Source organism: Streptomyces sp. NBC_00669, from assembly GCF_036226785.1.
GTDB lineage: Bacteria > Actinomycetota > Actinomycetes > Streptomycetales > Streptomycetaceae > Actinacidiphila.
Window position 1 is genome coordinate 4,118,530 of the sequence record NZ_CP109018.1, and the last position, 17,448, is coordinate 4,135,977.

The 17,448-nt window shown below is 72.2% G+C and carries 14 protein-coding genes; 7 read left to right on the forward strand and 7 right to left on the reverse strand.

What is annotated here, in order from left to right; all coding sequences use genetic code 11:
- Positions 1-153 precede the first annotated feature (153 nt).
- Positions 154-1,011, reverse strand: coding sequence for an oxidoreductase (locus tag OG896_RS16990; RefSeq protein WP_329366353.1), 858 nt, complete (start codon positions 1,009-1,011; stop codon positions 154-156).
- 105 nt (positions 1,012-1,116) lie between these two features.
- Here OG896_RS16990 and OG896_RS16995 point away from each other — a divergent pair, with 105 nt between their 5' ends.
- From OG896_RS16995 to OG896_RS17020, 6 genes are all read left to right on the forward strand, one after another.
- Entirely contained in the window at positions 1,117-2,118 is a 1,002-nt protein-coding gene (locus OG896_RS16995) for an ATP-binding protein (protein ID WP_329366355.1), read from the forward strand.
- Between the two features lie 207 nt (positions 2,119-2,325).
- Positions 2,326-4,605, forward strand: coding sequence for a SulP family inorganic anion transporter (locus OG896_RS17000; protein ID WP_329366357.1), 2,280 nt, complete (start codon positions 2,326-2,328; stop codon positions 4,603-4,605).
- Between the two features lie 87 nt (positions 4,606-4,692).
- Positions 4,693-6,651, forward strand: coding sequence for an acetate--CoA ligase (gene acs / locus OG896_RS17005; RefSeq protein ID WP_329366358.1), 1,959 nt, complete (start codon positions 4,693-4,695; stop codon positions 6,649-6,651).
- A 255-nt stretch (positions 6,652-6,906) separates the two neighbouring features.
- A complete protein-coding gene (gene nhaA / locus OG896_RS17010) occupies positions 6,907-8,304 on the forward strand; it encodes a Na+/H+ antiporter NhaA (protein WP_329366360.1) in 1,398 nt (465 codons plus the stop codon).
- An 80-nt stretch (positions 8,305-8,384) separates the two neighbouring features.
- Entirely contained in the window at positions 8,385-8,861 is a 477-nt protein-coding gene (locus tag OG896_RS17015; RefSeq protein WP_329366362.1) for a phage holin family protein, read from the forward strand.
- A 13-nt stretch (positions 8,862-8,874) separates the two neighbouring features.
- A complete protein-coding gene (locus OG896_RS17020; protein WP_329366364.1) occupies positions 8,875-9,882 on the forward strand; it encodes an alpha/beta fold hydrolase in 1,008 nt (335 codons plus the stop codon).
- 318 nt (positions 9,883-10,200) lie between these two features.
- On the opposite strand, the gene OG896_RS17025 is transcribed toward OG896_RS17020, so the two are convergent.
- The 3 genes from OG896_RS17025 to nth form a co-directional block, all read right to left on the reverse strand.
- On the reverse strand, positions 10,201-11,400 hold the full coding sequence (locus OG896_RS17025) for a MarP family serine protease (protein ID WP_328467368.1): 1,200 nt from the start codon (positions 11,398-11,400) through the stop codon (positions 10,201-10,203).
- Between the two features lie 111 nt (positions 11,401-11,511).
- Positions 11,512-12,195 carry an NUDIX hydrolase gene (locus tag OG896_RS17030; RefSeq protein ID WP_329366366.1) on the reverse strand — a complete coding sequence of 228 codons (684 nt, stop codon included), beginning with the start codon at positions 12,193-12,195 and terminating at the stop codon, positions 11,512-11,514.
- Complete coding sequence (nth, locus tag OG896_RS17035; RefSeq protein ID WP_328467364.1) at positions 12,192-12,989, reverse strand: endonuclease III; 798 nt, start codon at positions 12,987-12,989, stop codon at positions 12,192-12,194. The genes OG896_RS17030 and nth overlap by 4 nt, the downstream gene beginning before the upstream one ends.
- Positions 12,990-13,282: 293 nt before the next feature.
- Between nth and OG896_RS17040 the strand changes: the two genes are divergently transcribed.
- Entirely contained in the window at positions 13,283-13,957 is a 675-nt protein-coding gene (locus OG896_RS17040; RefSeq protein ID WP_103890795.1) for a Crp/Fnr family transcriptional regulator, read from the forward strand.
- A gap of 172 nt (positions 13,958-14,129) precedes the next feature.
- Here OG896_RS17040 and OG896_RS17045 read toward each other — a convergent pair whose 3' ends face one another.
- The 3 genes from OG896_RS17045 to OG896_RS17055 are packed head-to-tail and all read right to left on the reverse strand — an operon-like array spanning position 14,130 to position 17,319.
- A complete protein-coding gene (locus tag OG896_RS17045) occupies positions 14,130-15,143 on the reverse strand; it encodes an alpha/beta hydrolase (RefSeq protein ID WP_329366369.1) in 1,014 nt (337 codons plus the stop codon).
- 3 nt (positions 15,144-15,146) lie between these two features.
- Positions 15,147-16,490 (reverse strand): kynureninase, encoded by a 1,344-nt coding sequence (gene kynU, locus OG896_RS17050; protein ID WP_329366371.1) that lies wholly within the window; start codon positions 16,488-16,490, stop codon positions 15,147-15,149.
- Complete coding sequence (locus tag OG896_RS17055) at positions 16,483-17,319, reverse strand: tryptophan 2,3-dioxygenase family protein (RefSeq protein WP_329366373.1); 837 nt, start codon at positions 17,317-17,319, stop codon at positions 16,483-16,485. The genes kynU and OG896_RS17055 overlap by 8 nt, the downstream gene beginning before the upstream one ends.
- Positions 17,320-17,448 lie beyond the last annotated feature (129 nt).

Genomic DNA, 17,448 nt, shown 5'->3' on the forward strand with positions numbered 1-17,448 from the left:
ACCGGGCACCCACGCGTAGCCGACCCGCCAACCGGGCCAGCCGCACCAGGAAGCGGGCAAAGTCCCCGCCCTGATCGGCACCATTCTCGCACGCACTGGTAACTCGGCGGACGTGGCGAGCGGCGGCACCCGCGGGTGTCGCCGCATTCTCGTTCAGGCCGCGCCGCGCTGCAGCGCCTCGCAGACCGCGACGCTCTCGCGTACCCCGAGTTCGAGCGCCCGCCCGCAGTGGGCGATCCACTCGGACATCCCCTCCGGCGTACCGGAGGCGTATCCCTCCAGGGCCTTGAGGTATCCGGCCAGGCCCAGCTCCGCGTGGCCGACCTCGGCGGGGCAGATGGATTTGGGGTCCAGCCCGCTGCCGACCAGGACGATCCGTTCGGCGGCGCGGGCCACCGAGCCGTTGAACGAGCCGAAGGGGCGCAGGCAGAGCAGCTCGCCGTGCACGACCGCGCTCACCACCAGCGCGGGCGCCGCGGAGCCCGACCGCAGCAGTCCGACCAGTCCGTCGAGCCGCGCCGCGACCTCGGACGGCTCAGGCAGCGGGATCTGCTCGAACCCGGCCGTCTCGTCGACCACCGGCTCGCCGCTCAGCCGCGGCCGCCCGACCGTGGGCTCCTCGGCGGCCCCGCCGGCCGCGACCAGGTGCAGCCGGGCCAGTGCCTGGACCGGCGACTGCCGCCACACGCTGAGGAGTTGTCCTGCCTCGGCGGTCACCCGCAGCGCGGCCCCGACCGCTCGTGACTGGTCGTCGGCCGAGAAGTCGCTGCGGCGGCGCACCTCTTCCAGCGGCCAGTCGGCGCCGGCGAGCGCCGCGGAAGCCCGGGCGCCGCGCAGGGCGGCCTCCGACGCGACCTCGCCGGCCCGTCGGCGCATGACCCGGTGACCGTAGACCCGATCCACGGCCTGCCGCACGGACTCCACCGCGTCGGGCACGCCCGGCAGCGCGGCGAGTACGACCAGCGGGTCCGCCTGCCCGGGAGCGGGAGAAGGAGCAGCGTTCGTAGCCATGTCCCCGACCCTACGCACCGCTCGCAGCCCGGAAAGACCACGATCGAGTGGCCTTGCCCACTCCCCGTCAGTTCTTCCCCGGAGACACCCCTACGCTCAGTGAACATGAAGATCGCTTTCGTTGGGAAGGGCGGCAGCGGCAAGACGACGCTGTCCTCCCTGTTCATTCGCCATCTCGCCGCCGCCCGCGTCCCCGTCGTCGCGATCGACGCGGACATCAACCAGCACCTCGGCCCCGCGCTCGGGCTCGACGAGGACGACGCGGCGGCGCTTCCCTCGCTCGGCGCGCACCTGCCGGAGATCAAGGAGCACCTGCGCGGCTCCAACCCGCTCATCGCCTCGGCCGACAGCATGATCAAGACCACCCCGCCCGGCCGCGGCTCCCGCCTGCTGCGGTTGCGCGGGGACAACCCGGTCTACACGGCGTGCGCCCGCCCGCTCGCGTTCGGCCCCGACGCCGGCAGCGCACGGCTGATGGTCACCGGTCCCTTCACCGAGTCGGACCTCGGCGTGGCCTGCTACCACTCGAAGGTCGGGGCGGTCGAGCTGTGCCTGAACCACCTGGTGGACGGCCGCGACGAGTACCTGGTGGTCGACATGACCGCGGGCAGCGACTCCTTCGCCTCGGGCCTGTTCACCCGGTTCGACCTGACCTTCCTGGTGGCGGAACCGACCCGCAAGGGCGTCGCGGTCTACCGGCAGTACAAGGAGTACGCCCGCGACTTCGGCGTGGGCCTGGTCGTGATCGGCAACAAGGTGCACGGCGAGGACGACCTCGCCTTCCTGCGGGCCGAGGTCGGCGACGACCTGCTGGTCACCGTCGGGCACTCGGACTGGGTACGGGCGATGGAGAAGGGCGGCCCGCCCCGATTCGAACAGCTGGAAGAGCCGAACCGCCAGGCCCTGCGCGTCATGCACGAGCGCGCCGACCGCTCATACCAGGCCCGCGACTGGGACCGCTACACCCAGCAGATGGCGCACTTCCACCGGAAGAACGCGGAGAGTTGGGGCAACGCCAGGACCGGCGCCGACCTCGCTGCCCAGATCGACCCGGACTTCACGCTCAGCGAGGACCTGATCGAAGCGCCCGCCGCGCTCGCGCACTGACCCACGGGGTCCGCTCGGGTCCACCTCGCCCCCGCGGCGCGACGGCCCGTCACCTCGATCAAGCGCGACCACCACCAGCACCAGTTCACTCGAAAGACGGAAATAGCACACGGATTCGGATTCTGGACTTCACTCTCCGCAGTCGTTCCATTACTCTCCATTTACGGATGCTTGAGAGTGTCAAGGGAATGAAGGAGTGGGGAGCCCATGAGATGCCATCGGTCCGATCTGTCCGCGTCGATCACCGTCTTCCTGATCGCCGTGCCCCTGCCGCTCGGCATCGCGCTGGCGACCGGCGCCCCGTTGCAGTCCGGCCTGGTCGCCGCGGCGGTCGGCGGCATCGTCGCCGGACTGCTGGGCGGGGCGCCGCTGCAGGTCAGCGGCGGCGCCACCAGCCTGGTCGTCATCACCGCGGGCCTCGTCGAGCGCTACGGCTGGCGGGCCACCTGCGCGATCACCGTGCTGGCCGGGCTGGCGCAACTGCTGCTCGGCGGGCTGCGGGTGGCCAGAGCCGCGCTCGCGGTCAGCCCGGCCATCGTGCACGGCATGCTCGCCGGCATCGGCACGGTCATCGCCGTCGGGCAACTGCATGTCGTGCTCGGCGGCAGCCCGCAGATCTCCGCGCTCGCCAACATCGCGGCGCTGCCGGATCAATTGATGCACAGCCACCCCATCACCCCGGTCATCGGCGCGGTCACCGTGGGCGTGCTGCTCGGCTGGCCGCGGCTGCGCGGCCGGGCCCGGGCGTTGCGCGCCGTCCCCGCACCACTCGCGGCGGTCGCCCTGGCCACCGCGGTGAGCGCCGCATGGTCGGTGCCGCGGGTCGATCTGCCGCGCCTGACCGCGCCTGGCCTGCCGGTCATGCCCGGCGGCCCGGTCTCCGCGCTCGTCGCGGCCGTCCTGACCGTCACCCTGGTGGCGAGCATGGAGGCGCTGCTGTCGGCCGTCGCGGTGGACGCCCTGCAGGCACGGCGCCCGGGACCGCACGCTCCCCCGGCCCGCCTCGACCGCGAACTGCTCGGCCAGGGTGCGGCCAATGTCGTGTCCGGGCTGCTCGGCGGACTGCCGGTGGCGGGCGGCGCGATGCGTGGCTCCGCCAACGTCGAGGCGGGGGCCCGCACCCGCCGGGCCACGGTGCTGCACGGTGTTTGGGTGCTGCTGTGCGCGGGGCTCGCGGCCGGCGTCCTGGAGCAGATCCCGCTCGCGGCGCTCGCCGCACTGGTGATGCTGGTCGGCGTACGCATGGTCAGCTTCGCCCACATCCGGCACATCCAAAGGCACCGCGAGTTCCCGGTATACGCGGTGACCCTCGGCACCGTGGTGGTCTTCGGGGTGCTCCAGGGAGTGGCCGCGGGCATCGCGGTCGCCGCCGTCCTCGCACTGCGCAGCCTCACCCACACCCGGGTCACCGTCACCGAAGAGGCGGCGTGCCACCGGGTCCGCGCCCGCGGCCAACTGACATTCCTGGCGGTGCCCCGGCTGACCAAGGCGTTCGCCGAGGTGCCGGAGCGGGCGAGCGTCGTGGTGGAACTGGACGGCTCGTTCATGGACCACGCCGCCTACGAGGCGCTGAGCGCGTGGTGCGCGCGGCACCGCTCACGCGGTGGCCGGGTCGTCCTGGGCGACGGCTCCGGACGGACCGTCAGCGAACCGGTCAGCGCGCACGTCTGCCGCCCCTGGACGCCCTGGCACAACCACCACTGCACCCGCCCCGCGGCCATCCCGGCCACCAGCGGCGGCCAACTGCTCGGCGGGGTCAGCAACTTCCAGCGCCACACCGCCCCGCTGGTGCGCGACGAACTCGCCCGGCTCGCCCGCGAAGGCCAGCGCCCTGGTCAGCTCTTCCTGACCTGCGCCGACTCCCGGCTGGTCACCAGCATGATCACCTCAAGCGGCCCGGGCGACCTGTTCACCGTCCGCAACGTGGGCAACATGGTGCCGCCGCCCGGTTCCGACGCGTCCTGCGACTCGGTGGCCGCCGCCGTGGAGTACGCGGTCGACGTCCTACGGGTCTCCAGCATCACCGTGTGCGGGCACTCCGGATGCGGCGCGATGCAGGCACTCCTCGGCTCTGACCACGAACCAGGCGCCCGGACCCCGCTGGCCAGATGGCTGCGGCACGGCCGACCGAGTCTGGCCCGACTCAACGCCGTTGCCGCCGTGGACCACGACAACGGCTCCACAGCCGGCCACGCCGCCGTCCCCACCTTCGAAGGCCGCCCGGCGGCCGACGACCAGGAGCGCCTCGCACTGGTCAACGTCATCACCCAGCTGGAGCACCTGACGGCCCATCCGTGCGTGGCCCGCCGGATCGCCGACGGCACCCTCCAACTGCACGGCATGTACTTCCACGTCGCCGAGGCGCAGGCGTACATCCTCGACCACCCCACCGGGGTGTTCGCACAGATCCGGCCGGAGGCCGGCACGCCTCGGCCGCAGGACGAGGACGCAGACACATCAGCAGTCACTCTCATCACAAAGGTCTAAACCAGTTCACCGGAGGCTCTTGTCAGGGTGCTCCAGGACTGATGAGGTAGTGGCGGGACATCTGGGACACCCTGACAAGGAGCTGGCGTGAGCAGCAACGAGAGCCTGGCCAACCTGCTGAAGGAGGAGCGGCGGTTTGCTCCCCCGAAAGAACTGGCCGCTGCGGCCAATGTCACCGCGGCCGCGTACGAACAGGCCAAGGCCGACCGGCTGGGCTTCTGGGCCGAGCAGGCCCGCCGTCTGACCTGGGAGACCGAGCCCACCCAGACACTTGACTGGTCGAACCCGCCGTTCGCGAAGTGGTTCGCCGACGGACGGCTGAACGTCGCCTACAACTGCGTGGACCGCCACGTCGAGGCCGGCCACGGCGACCGCGTCGCCATCCACTTCGAGGGCGAGCCGGGCGACAGCCGCGCGATCACGTACGCGGAGCTGAAGGACGAGGTGTCCCGCGCCGCCAACGCCCTGACGGAACTCGGCGTGCGCAAGGGCGACCGCGTCGCGGTCTACCTGCCAATGATCCCCGAGGCCGTGGTCGCGATGCTCGCCTGCGCCCGGATCGGCGCAGCGCACTCGGTGGTCTTCGGCGGCTTCTCGGCCGACGCCGTCGCCTCCCGCATCGACGACGCCGACGCGAAGCTGGTCATCACCGCCGACGGCGGCTACCGCCGGGGCAAGCCGTCCGCGCTCAAGCCCGCCATCGACGACGCGGTGTCCCGCACCCCGCAGGTCGAGCACGTCCTGGTGGTCCGCCGCACCGGCCAGGACGTGGAGTGGACGTCGGGCCGCGACGTGTGGTGGCACGAGATCACCGGTCGCCAGTCCACCGAGCACACCCCCGAGGCGTTCGAGGCCGAGCAGCCGCTGTTCATCCTCTACACCTCGGGCACCACCGGTAAGCCGAAGGGCATCCTGCACACCTCCGGCGGCTACCTCACCCAGGCCAGCTACACCCACCACGCCGTCTTCGACCTCAAGCCGGAGACCGACGTCTACTGGTGCACCGCGGACATCGGCTGGGTCACCGGCCACTCGTACATCGTGTACGGCCCGCTCGCCAACGGCGCCACCCAGGTGATCTACGAGGGCACGCCCGACACCCCGCACCAGGGCCGGTTCTGGGAGATCGTTCAGAAGTACGGCGTCAGCATCCTCTACACCGCGCCGACGGCGATCCGCACGTTCATGAAGTGGGGCGACGACATCCCCGCGAACTTCGACCTGAGCAGCCTGCGCGTTCTGGGCAGCGTCGGCGAACCGATCAACCCCGAGGCGTGGATCTGGTACCGCGAGCACATCGGCGCCGGCAAGACGCCGATCGTGGACACCTGGTGGCAGACCGAGACCGGCGCCATGATGATCAGCCCGCTGCCGGGCGTCACCGAGACCAAGCCCGGCTCCGCGCAGACCCCGCTGCCCGGCATCGCGGCCACCGTCGTGGACGACGAGGCGAACGAAGTGCCCAACGGCTCCGGCGGCTACCTGGTCCTCACCGAGCCCTGGCCGTCGATGCTCCGCACCATCTGGGGCGACGACCAGCGCTACATCGACACCTACTGGTCCCGCTTCCCCGGCCGCTACTTCGCGGGCGACGGCGCGAAGAAGGACGAGGACGGCGACATCTGGCTGCTCGGCCGGGTCGACGACGTGATGCTGGTCTCCGGCCACAACATCTCCACCACCGAGGTCGAGTCCGCGCTCGTCTCGCACCCCAAGGTCGCCGAGTCCGCCGTGGTCGGCGCCGCCGACGCGACCACCGGGCAGGCCATCGTCGCGTTCGTGATCCTGCGCGGCACCGCCGAGGACAGCGCCGAACTCGTCGGCGAGCTGCGCGACCACGTCGGCAGGACACTCGGCCCGATCGCCAAGCCCAAGCGCGTCCTGATCGTCTCCGAGCTGCCCAAGACCCGCTCCGGCAAGATCATGCGCCGCCTGCTGCGCGACGTCGCGGAGAACCGCGCGCTGGGCGACGTCACCACCCTCACCGACTCCTCCGTCATGGACCTGATCCAGACCAAGTTGCCCTCCGCCCCCAGCGAGGACTGACCGGGCCGGGTAAGAGCCGTCAGAGCGTAGGAACCGTCACAACGTAAGAGCCCGTCACCGCCCAAGGGGCGCCCGCACTCCATCAGTGCGGGCGCCCCTCGTCGTGGTCCCCCTCGCCCCTTCACCCGTCCGGGTTAAGCTGACCCCGCGTCGCCGCACCATGGCGACGAGACTTATGGGCGCGCCGGGAAGTCTGGTCGGCACACAGGACAACTGTGTCCACAGCCGGCTACGACGCCCAGGAGGCCACCCCCCGTGACCGAGCAGCCGCGCCGCCGCTCCTCAGTCCTCTTCGGCCGTCTCCCGCTGCCCGAACGGAACTTCGTCGCCGACGCCCTGCGCACCGAGACCGTCGGCGGCATCCTGCTGCTGCTCGCCGCCGTCATCGCCCTCATCTGGGCGAACACCCTCCACCACAGCTACGAGTCCACCGCGCACTTCCACTTCGGCCCGTCCGCGCTCGGCCTGCACCTGTCCGTCGCGCACTGGTCGGCGGACGGCCTGCTCGCCATCTTCTTCTTCGTCGCCGGCATCGAACTCAAACGCGAACTCGTCGCGGGCGAACTGCGCGAACCGGCCAAGGCCGCGCTTCCCGTCATCGCCGCCCTGTGCGGCATGGCCGCGCCCGCGGTCGTGTACACCGTGGTGGCCGCCGCGGGCGGCGGCTCGCTCAAGGGCTGGGCGGTGCCCACCGCCACCGATATCGCCTTCGCGCTCGCCGTCCTCGCCGTGCTCGGCACCGCACTGCCCTCGGCACTGCGCGCGTTCCTGCTCACCCTCGCCGTCGTCGACGACCTCTTCGCGATCCTGATCATCGCGATCTTCTTCACTTCCGGCCTCAACTACGCGGCCCTGGCCGGCGCGGCAGCGTGCCTGGTGCTGTTCTGGCTGCTGCAACGCGCCGGCGTGCACGGCTGGTACGTGTATGTCCCGCTCGCGCTCGTCACCTGGGCCTTGATGTACAACAGCGGCGTCCACGCCACGATTTCGGGCGTCGCCATGGGCCTGATGCTGCGCTGTACCCGCCAGGGCGACGAGCAGCACCCGCCGGCCGAGCGCGTCGAGCACCTGGTACGGCCGCTGTCGGCGGGCCTGGCCGTACCCCTGTTCGCGCTGTTCGCAGCGGGCGTGTCGATCTCCGGCGGTGCGCTCGCCGACGTGTTCCACCGCCCCGAGACCCTCGGCGTCGTCCTCGGCCTGGTCTGCGGCAAGACCATCGGCGTGTTCGGCGGCACCTGGCTGGCGGTCCGCTTCACCCGCGCGGAGCTGAATCCGGACCTGCGCTGGCCGGACGTCCTCGCGCTCGCGACACTGTCCGGCATCGGCTTCACCGTCTCCCTGCTGATCGGCGAACTCGCCTTCGCCGCCCACCCGAAGCTCGCCGACGAGGCCAAGGCCGCCGTGCTGGTCGGCTCGGTGATCGCGGCCGTGCTGGCCGCGGTCCTGCTCAAACTGCGCAACGACAGATACCGGAAGCTGACCACGGAGGAGGAGCGGGACGACGACGGGGACGGCATCCCCGACATCTACGAGCAGGACCAACCCGCGTACCACATGCGGATGGCCGAGATCCTGGAGCGCCAGGCCGCCGAGCACCGCAGGCTCGCCGCGCTCGCCCGGCGGCGGCAGGCGGGCGGCCCTGACGGCACGTAAGGCATGATCGGGGGCAGACATTCCCTTGTCCGGACCACACCACCCGCGAGCGAAGCGGTGCGACGACCACGGAGGACTCGATGAGCCCAGCCTCGAACGGTGACGAGCGCAGCCTCGGCGAGCTGTTCTCCGCCGCCACGACGGAGCTGTCCGCCCTGGTGCACGACGAGATCGCGCTGGCCAAGACCGAGATCCGGCAGGACGTGAAGCGCGCCACGATCGGCAGCGGCGCGCTGATCGTGGCGCTGGCGCTCTGCCTGTTCGCGGTACCCATGGGCTGCATGGCACTGGCGTACGTCATCCACCGCACCGGACTGCCGCTCGACGCGTCGTTCGGCATCGTGTGCGGTGCCTTCGTGGTCCTCGGCGTGCTGCTCGCCGCACTGGCGTACGGCCGGTTCAAGAAGGTGAAGAAGCCGGAGCGCTCCATCGCCTCGGCCAAGGAGACCGCCGCGGTGCTGCAGAAGGCCAAGCCGCGCCCGCGCGAGCTCGGTCCGCAGGACGCCGAGCCGCTGGGCGCCACCGTCGCGGCTCCCGCGCTCGAATCGAAGATGTGACACGCTCGACACCATGAACCTCCCCGCCGGCTCGCCCAGCCAGCCCAACCGGCCCGTCCCGGTGCCGGACGCGACGGACCGGAGCGGGCCGGGCGGCGCGGAGCTCGGCCGCGGCGGCCAGGTACCCCGCCTCGACGGACCCTGGACCCACCGCGAGGTGGCCGCGAACGGCGCCCGCTTCCACATCGCCGAGGCCGGCGACGGCCCGCTGGTGCTCCTGCTGCACGGCTTCCCGCAGTTCTGGTGGGCCTGGCGGCACCAGCTCACCGCGCTCGCCGACGCGGGCTTCCGCGCGGTCGCGATGGACCTGCGCGGGGTCGGCGGCAGCGACCGTACGCCCCGCGGCTACGACCCCGGCAACCTGGCACTCGACGTGACCGGGGTGATCCGCTCGCTCGGCGAGCCCGACGCCGCGCTGGTCGGCCACGACCTGGGCGGATACCTGGCCTGGACCGCCGCCGCGATGCGGCCGAAGCTGGTACGTCGGCTGGCCGTCTGCTCGATGCCGCACCCACGACGCTGGCGGGCCGCGATGCTCACCGACCTGCGGCAGAGCAGGTCGGGCGGCTACATCTGGGGCTTCCAGCGGCCCTGGGTACCCGAGCGGCAACTCGTCGCCGACGACGCGGCACTGGTCGGCCAGATGATCCGGGACTGGTCGGGACCGCGGCCGCTGGACGAGGAGTCGATCGACGTCTACCGCGAGGCCATGCAGATCCCGTCCACGGCGCACTGCGCGGTCGAGCCCTACCGCTGGATGGTGCGGTCGATGGCACGGCCGGACGGCCTCCAGTTCAACCGCCGGATGAAGCGCCCGGTGCGCGTGCCCACCCTGCAGATGCACGGCTCGCTCGACCGGGCGGTCGGCACCAGGAGCGTGGCAGGCAGCGGGGAGTACGTCGAGGCGCCCTACCGTTGGCGGCTCTTCGACGGCCTCGGGCACTTCCCGCACGAGGAGGACCCGGTGGCCTTCTCGACCGAGCTGGTCAACTGGCTCAAGGACCCGGAACCGGACCGCTGAACCGGCGCGATACGGCCGCACTACGGCCACATTGCGACAGTACGATGATCGCCAAAATGCCGGGCGCATAAGCCAATCGGACGACCCGAGGGCGATTACCGACCTATCGGCGCGGGCACGTAGCTCCGTATGGGTTCGACGCACGACTACCGTGACGTATCACGCACTCACCGCAGCTTCGCAGCCGCCGACCGGGTCCCGATGACGCTGATCCCCTCGGGGGCCGGCCGTCTCGGCATCCCCCGCATACTCGGCCGCCGGGCCCGCTGGGTCAGCGCTCGGCTGCGCCATGTGAAGGAATGAGACCGCGGGTCCGCGTCACAGCGCGCACCCCTCGGTGTCCACCTGCCGGTTCGCGGTACGCCCGGCCGTGACGTCCGGGGCCACCTCGGCGGCGGTCAGCGCGTAACCGGTGTGCGAGTCGTCCAGGGACTTCGCGAAGACCACCCCGGCGACCTCGCCGTCGGTGGTCAGCAGCGGACCGCCGGAGTTCCCCGCCCGGACCGTCGCGTACAGCGAGTACACGTCGCGGTGCACGGTGCCGCGGTGGTAGATGTCCGGCCCGCTGGCCTTGATGCGGTCCCGAATCCGGGCGGCGCGCACGTCGAAGGGGCCGTTCTCGGGGAAGCCCGCCACGATGGCGTCGTCGCGGCTCTGCTCGCTCGTGGTGGCGAAGTGGAGCGCGGGCGCGTCCAACCCGGGCACGTCGAGGACGGCGATGTCGCGCTGCCAGTCGTAGAGGACCACGCGGGCGTCGTGCAGCCGGCCCTTGCCGCCGACCTGCACGGTGGGCTCGGAGACGCCGCCGACGACGTGCGCGTTGGTCATCACCCGGTCCTTGGCGAAGACGAAGCCCGAGCCCTCCAGCACCTTCCCGCAGCTCGGGGCGGTGCCGACGACCTTGACGATGCTGGGGCGGGCGTCGGCCACCGCGGGGCTGCCGACCAGCGCGGGGTCGGGGGCGGGCACCGAGGTGATCGGCTCGGAGCCGAACGTGCCGAAGACCTGCGGCAGGCCGTTCTGCGCCAGGGTGTCGCTGAAGTCGGTGAACCAGGTGTCGGCCGACGGCGGCATCACCCGGGACACCCCGATCAGCACCTTCGACGACCGCACCTCGCGCCCTATCGTCGGCAGCGTCGTGGTCGCCAGCGCGCTGCCGATCAGCCACGCCACCAGCAGCATCGCCAGCACGTTGACCAGGGCGCCGCCGCCCGCGTCCAGGGTTCTGGCCGGGGACCAGGTGATGCGGGTGCGCGCCTTGTTGCCCAGGTGCGTGGTGAACGCCTGCCCCACCGACGCGCACACGATCACGATCACGACCGCGGACATCACCGCGGCCGAGCCCGGGGTCGCATGGTCCGTCGCCTTGTCCCACAGCAGCGGCAGCAGGTAGACGGCGGCCAGGCCGCCGCCGAGGAAGCCGATCACCGACATGACGCCGACGACGAAGCCCTGCCGGTAGCCGATCACGGCGAACCACACAGCGGCGAGGATGAGCAGGATGTCCAGCACGTTCACGGGGAACACGGTCTCACGTCGGCCTGAGCGCGTGGGGCGGTACGGCCCCGCCGGTCCGGTCCGCGCACACGGACGGGCCCGGCGGCCATGCGGTGCGGATACGGTCCGCCGCTAGGCCAGCGGCACGGTGCGCTCCCGGTCCCAGGGCCGCTCCCAGCCCGCGTAGTGCAGCAACTTGTCGATCAGGCCGGCGGTGAAGCCCCACACCAGGGCGCCCTGGACGAGGAAGGCCGGGCCGCGGAAACCGCTGGGGTGCACGAGAGTCGCACGGTTGGCCGGATCGGTGAGATCCGTCACGGGAACCCGGAAGGCGCGAGCGGTCTCCGCGGGGTCGACCGCGCGGATCGGGCTCGGCTCGCGCCACCAGCCCAGCACCGGCGTGACCACGAAACCGCTCACCGGGATGTAGAGCCGCGGCAGGACGCCGAAGAGTTGCACGCCCGCCGGGTCGAGGCCGGTCTCCTCCTCGGCCTCGCGCAGCGCCGCCCGCAGCGGGCCCTCGCCGTCCGGGTCGCCGTCCTCGGGGTCGAGCGCGCCGCCCGGGAAGGACGGCTGACCCGCGTGCGAACGAAGCGCCGCGGAACGCTCGATGAGCAGCAGGTCAGGCCCCTGATCGCCCTCGCCGAACAGCACGAGCACGGCCGACTGCCGCCCCCCTCCGTCGGGCGGCAGGAAACTGCTGAGCTGCTCGGGCCGCACGGTGTCGACGGCCTCGACCACCGGCTCCAGCCACTGCGGCAGCCCGCCGGCGCTGACGTCCACCTTCGACGCGCCGGCCTCCCAGGACCGCGTCATGAGGCGCCCAGCGGGGGCGCGGGCTGCCCCGGGTAGTCCGGCGGCGGGTTCAGCCGCTGCCCGGGGAAGCCGCCCTTCTCGTACTTCAGCAGCTTCTTCGCCTTCTCCGGGTCCATCTCGCCCTCGCCGTACGACGGGCAGAGCGCGGCGATCGGGCACACCCCGCAGGCGGGCTTGCGGGCGTGGCACATCCGGCGGCCGTGGAAGACGACGCGGTGCGACAGCATCGTCCAGTCCGACTTGGGGAAGAGCGCGGCCACATCCCGCTCGACCTCCTCGGGGTCCTGCGAGGTGGTCCAGCCGAAGCGGCGCGAGAGCCGGCCGAAGTGGGTGTCCACGGTGATGCCGGGCACCCCGAACGCGTTGCCCAGCACCACGTTCGCGGTCTTGCGGCCGACGCCGGGCAGCTTCACCAGGTCGGCCAGGCGGCCAGGCACCTCGCCGCCGAACTCGTCCCGCAGCGCGGCGGACAGGCCCAGCACGGACCTCGTCTTGGCCCGGAAGAAGCCGGTCGGCCGCAGGATCTGCTCCAGGTCCGCCGGGTCGGCCGCCGCCATGTCCGCCGCCGTCGGGTACTTCGCGAACAGCGCGGGCGTCGTCTGATTGACCCGCAGGTCGGTGGTCTGCGCGGACAGCACCGTGGCGATCAGGAGCTGGAACGGGTTCTCGAAGTCCAGCTCCGGATGTGCGTACGGATACACCTCGGCGAGTTCGCGGTTGATCCGGCGGGCCCTGCGGACCTTCGCTACCTGGGACTCCGTCTTGGGGGCCTTGCCGACCTTGCTCTCTGCCATGTACGAAGGCTACGCCGAAGGTCCGACAGCGTGGGACCGGTCACACCGGTGCCTTCCGAGGTCGGCTCCGGTAGCGTGTTCGCTGACAGCGGAACACCCCGTGGTGGCCACTCATTCGGCGGCAGCGCCGCCCCTAACCACGGAATTCCGACCGCCAATCGGACCCCCGCGGCACGGCGCCGCGCACACATAAGACAAACTTGTGATTGATCGCACTGTTTCTCGTGTCATGCATCATGGGGACAGCCCGGCGGACAACCCGGTGATGTCGACAGTCGACAAGGAGAGAGCTCGTGGACGACGTTCTGCGCCGTGCCCCGCTTTTCGCGGCGCTCGACGACGAGCAGGCCGCTGAACTGCGTGCCTCCATGACCGAGGTCACGCTGGCGCGTGGCGACGCGCTGTTCCACGAGGGTGACCCCGGGGACCGGCTGTACGTCGTGACCGAGGGCAAGGTGAAACTGCACCGCACCTCGCCCGACGGCCGGGAGAACATGCTGGCCGTGGTGGGCCCCGGCGAGTTGATCGGCGAGCTGTCGCTCTTCGACCCCGGTCCGCGCACCGCCACCGGCACCGCGCTCACCGAGGTGAAGCTGCTCGGCTTGGGCCACGGCGACCTCCAGCCCTGGCTGAACGTACGGCCCGAGGTCTCCACCGCGCTGCTGCGCGCGGTCGCCCGGCGCCTGCGCCGCACCAACGACGTCATGTCCGACCTGGTCTTCTCCGACGTGCCCGGCCGTGTCGCCAAGGCCCTGCTGGACCTGTCCCGCCGCTTCGGCGTGCAGTCCGAAGAGGGCATCCACGTCGTGCACGACCTCACCCAGGAGGAGTTGGCGCAGCTCGTCGGCGCCTCCCGCGAGACCGTGAACAAGGCGCTCGCCGACTTCGCCGGCCGCGGCTGGCTGCGGCTGGAGGCTCGCGCGGTCATCCTCCTCGACGTGGAGCGGCTCGCGAAGCGCAGCCGGTAGCCGGTGACTGGCTTCCAGTAGCCGGTCTGCGGCAGCAGCCGGCCCCCGGTGGGGCCGTCGTATCCGAGCCGGAACGCGGCCCGCGGCCGTCCCCGGTGAGGTCGCCCTTACCGTTCGCGCCGGTGCCCATCGATGGACGGGCACCGGCGCTTTGGTTTGCCCTCGGGCGGAGTCACCAGGCGAGTTGGCCGATCTCGTCCGCCACGGCCGTACACGCGTCGCTCGACGGGTCGATCAGCGGGAAGTGGCCGGTGGCCGGCAGCCACGCCACGGTGGGCTCCTCCCCCGCCGCTCCGGCGGCACGGGCGAAAGCTGCGCTGACCTGCGGCGGAACCTCATTGTCAGTGGTGCCGTGCACGATGGTGGTGGCGATGCCGGTGGGAAGCAGCGCGGCCGGGTCGGCGTGGGGCAGGCGGTCGGTGGCGTGGTCGGGTCCGCCGAGGAGGTCCAGCACCGCACCGGAGCAGACGCGCAGCCGGATCGCCGAGGTGAAGTCGGCGATCGGGGCTAGGGCCACGACACCGCGGAGGGCTGGAGGTGCGGGGCGGTGCCAAGGGGAGTCGGCGGGCAGCAGGTGACGGGCGGCGGCCCACAGCGCGAGGTGGCCGCCCGCGCTGTGCCCGGTGAGCACGATGCGGCGGGGGTCGACGGTGTCCTCGCCGAGGGCGTCGCGAGCGAGCGCGGGCAGGGCGTCCATCGCGGCGGCGACGTCGTCGAAGGTGTCGGGCCAGCGGCCGGCGGGCGGAAGCGCGGGCTCGGCGGTCTCCGCCTGGACCTCCGCCTGCCGGGGCAGTTGCCTGCCGTTGCCCGGCGGGACGCCGGGTGCCTCCGGACCACCCGTTGCACCACCTGGTGCGCCGCCCGCCGCGCCGCCCGTACCGCCGCGGCGGTATTCGACCGACGCCACCGCCAGCCCGCGCGCCGCGAGATGCGCGGCGAGCGGGGAGACGTGGGTGCGGTCGTGGGCCTCCCGCCAGGCGCCGCCGTGCAGCAGCGCCACCAGGGGTGCCGGGCGGGCGGTACCGGCCCCGGCGGGCCGGTAGAAGTCGACCACCTGGTCGGGGTGGGCGCCGTAGGACGCGGTGGCGTCCGGGGGCACGGGGTCGTGGCCGAACGCCGATGCCTCCTCGGCCGCCGCCCGGTCGGCGGGCTGGGGCGAGGGTGGGCGGGGCGCGGCAGCGGTCATCGGTTACGGGTTCCCTTCGCGGTCGCCGTCGGGGTGGCCGTCGGGTCGGATATCGGTGCCGGCGCCCGGGCGGGCACCAGCGTGGGTGGAGTCGCGTTCCTCAAGGATGTCGGCCAGCACACGGGCGGCGCGCCAGGCGTCCACGTAGCGGGTGTAGAGCGGGGTGAAGCCGAAGCGCAGCACATCGGGCGGCCGGAAGTCGCCCACGACGCCGCGTGCGATCAGCTCGCGCATCACCTCGCCGGCGTCCGCGCAGCGCAGCGACACCTGGCTGCCCCGTTCCGCGTGTTCCCCGGGCGTCATGGCCCGCAGCTGTCCGTCAGGGGCGGCCGCGGCCACGCAGTCGAGGAAGAAGTCGGTCAGGGCGAGGCTCTTGGCGCGCACATCGGCGAGCGCGACGCCTTCCCAGACGTCGAGGGCCGCGTCCAGCGCGAGCAGCGACAGGATCTCCGGCGTGCCCACGCGTCCGCGCGGCGCGCCCTCGGCGGCCACGTACTCGCGGGCCATGCCGAAGGGGTCGGCGTGCGAGTTCCAGCCGGGCAGCGGGGAGTCGAAGCGGGGCTGGTGCTCGGCTCGCACGTAGAGGTAGGCCGGCGCGCCCGGGCCGCCGTTGAGGTACTTGTAGGTGCAGCCGACCGCGAGGTCCACTCCGTCGGTGTCCAGAGCGACCGGCAGGGCCCCGGCGCTGTGGCACAGGTCCCATACGGCCAGTGCCCCGGCCGCGTGAAGGGCGGCGGTGACGGCGGGCAGGTCGTGCAGCCGGCCGGTGCGGTAGTCCACGTGGTTGACGAGAGCGACGGCGGTGCGGGCGCCGGCCGCCTCGGCGATCCCGCCCGCGGGCACGGCCCGCACGGTCCGGCCGGTGAGACGGGCCGCGGACTGCGCGATGTAGCCGTCGGTGGGGAAGGTGGCGGCGTCGACCAGGATCTCGTCGCGGTCCTGGGGGGCCATGCGGACGGCGGCGACCAGCGCCTTGAAGACGTTGACGCTGGTTGAGTCGCCGACCACGACCTGCCCCGGCGCGGCACCGATCAGCGGAGCGATCCGGTCGCCGATCCGCTCGGGCGCCGTCCACCAGCCGCTCTCCTCCCAGGAGCGGATGCGCAGTTCGCCCCACTCACGGCCGATCACCTCGGTCAGCCGCGGCAGCACCGTGGTGGGCAGCGCGCCCAGCGAGTTGCCGTCGAGGTAGACGGTGCCTCCCCCATGGCCTTCGGTGGGGGAGCTGCCGCCGAGGAAGAAGCGGTCCCTGACAGGTGCGAGCGGGTCGGCGGCGTCGAGGGCGGCGGCGCGGTCGGCAAGCGCGTCCAGGGCGAGGGCGGCGGGGACGGCAGGGACGTCAGACATGGCTGCGCGCCGTCCACAGCTCGGGGAAGACGTTCTTCGTGGCGCGTTTCTCCAGCCAGGCCACCCCCGCCGAGCCGCCGGTGCCGGCCTTGGCGCCCATCGCGCGCCGGGTCGCCACGAGGTGGTCGTTGCGCCAGCGCCAGACGAGTTCGGCGACGTCGGTGAGGAGTTCACCGAGCCGGATCATGTCGGAGTCCTGGTCGTCGTCCGCGTAGACGGCCTGCCAGGCGGCCTCGACCTCCGGGTGCGGCTCGTAGCGCAGCGCCGGGTCGCGGTCGAGCACCGCGGCGGGCAGGTCGTAGCCGCGACGGGCCAGCAGCCGCAGCACCTCGTCGTAGAGGCTCGGCTCGGTGAGGGCCTTCTCCAGTTCGGCGTGCGCGCTGGGGGTACCGCGGTGCGGGACGATCATGGACGCGGACTTGTCGCCGAGCAGGAACTCCAGGCGGCGGTACATCGCGGACTGAAAGCCGGAGCCCTCGCCGAGGGCGGACCGGTAGGCGTTGAACTGGGCGGGAGTGAGGTGGGCGATCGGTTTCCAGGAGGCGTTGAGCGACTCCAGCTCCGGCAGGCTGCGGAGCAGCGCGGCCCTGGCCGTCGGCAGGTCGTCCTGACGCAGAGCCGCGGCCGCGGTGGTCCACTCGTGTACCAGGAGGGTGAACCACAACTCCATCACCTGGGTGGTGACCAGGAAGGCCATCTCTCCGGGTTCGTCGGAGAGCGGGTGCTGCAGGTGGGTGAGGACGGACGCCTGCACGTAGTCCTCGTAGGGCGTGCTGCCTTCGAACGACAGGTTCGGGGTCGCCGCCTCGTCGGTCGGTGCGTCGGACATGGTTCTACCTCCATCGTGTCCCGGGGTCACCGGGCCTGTGCCGCGATCATCTGCGGTGCGGACAGATCCGGCAAGAGCCGACGGCGATGGGCGGAGGTGTGGCGCGGCGCGGCGGGGTGGCCGATGCGG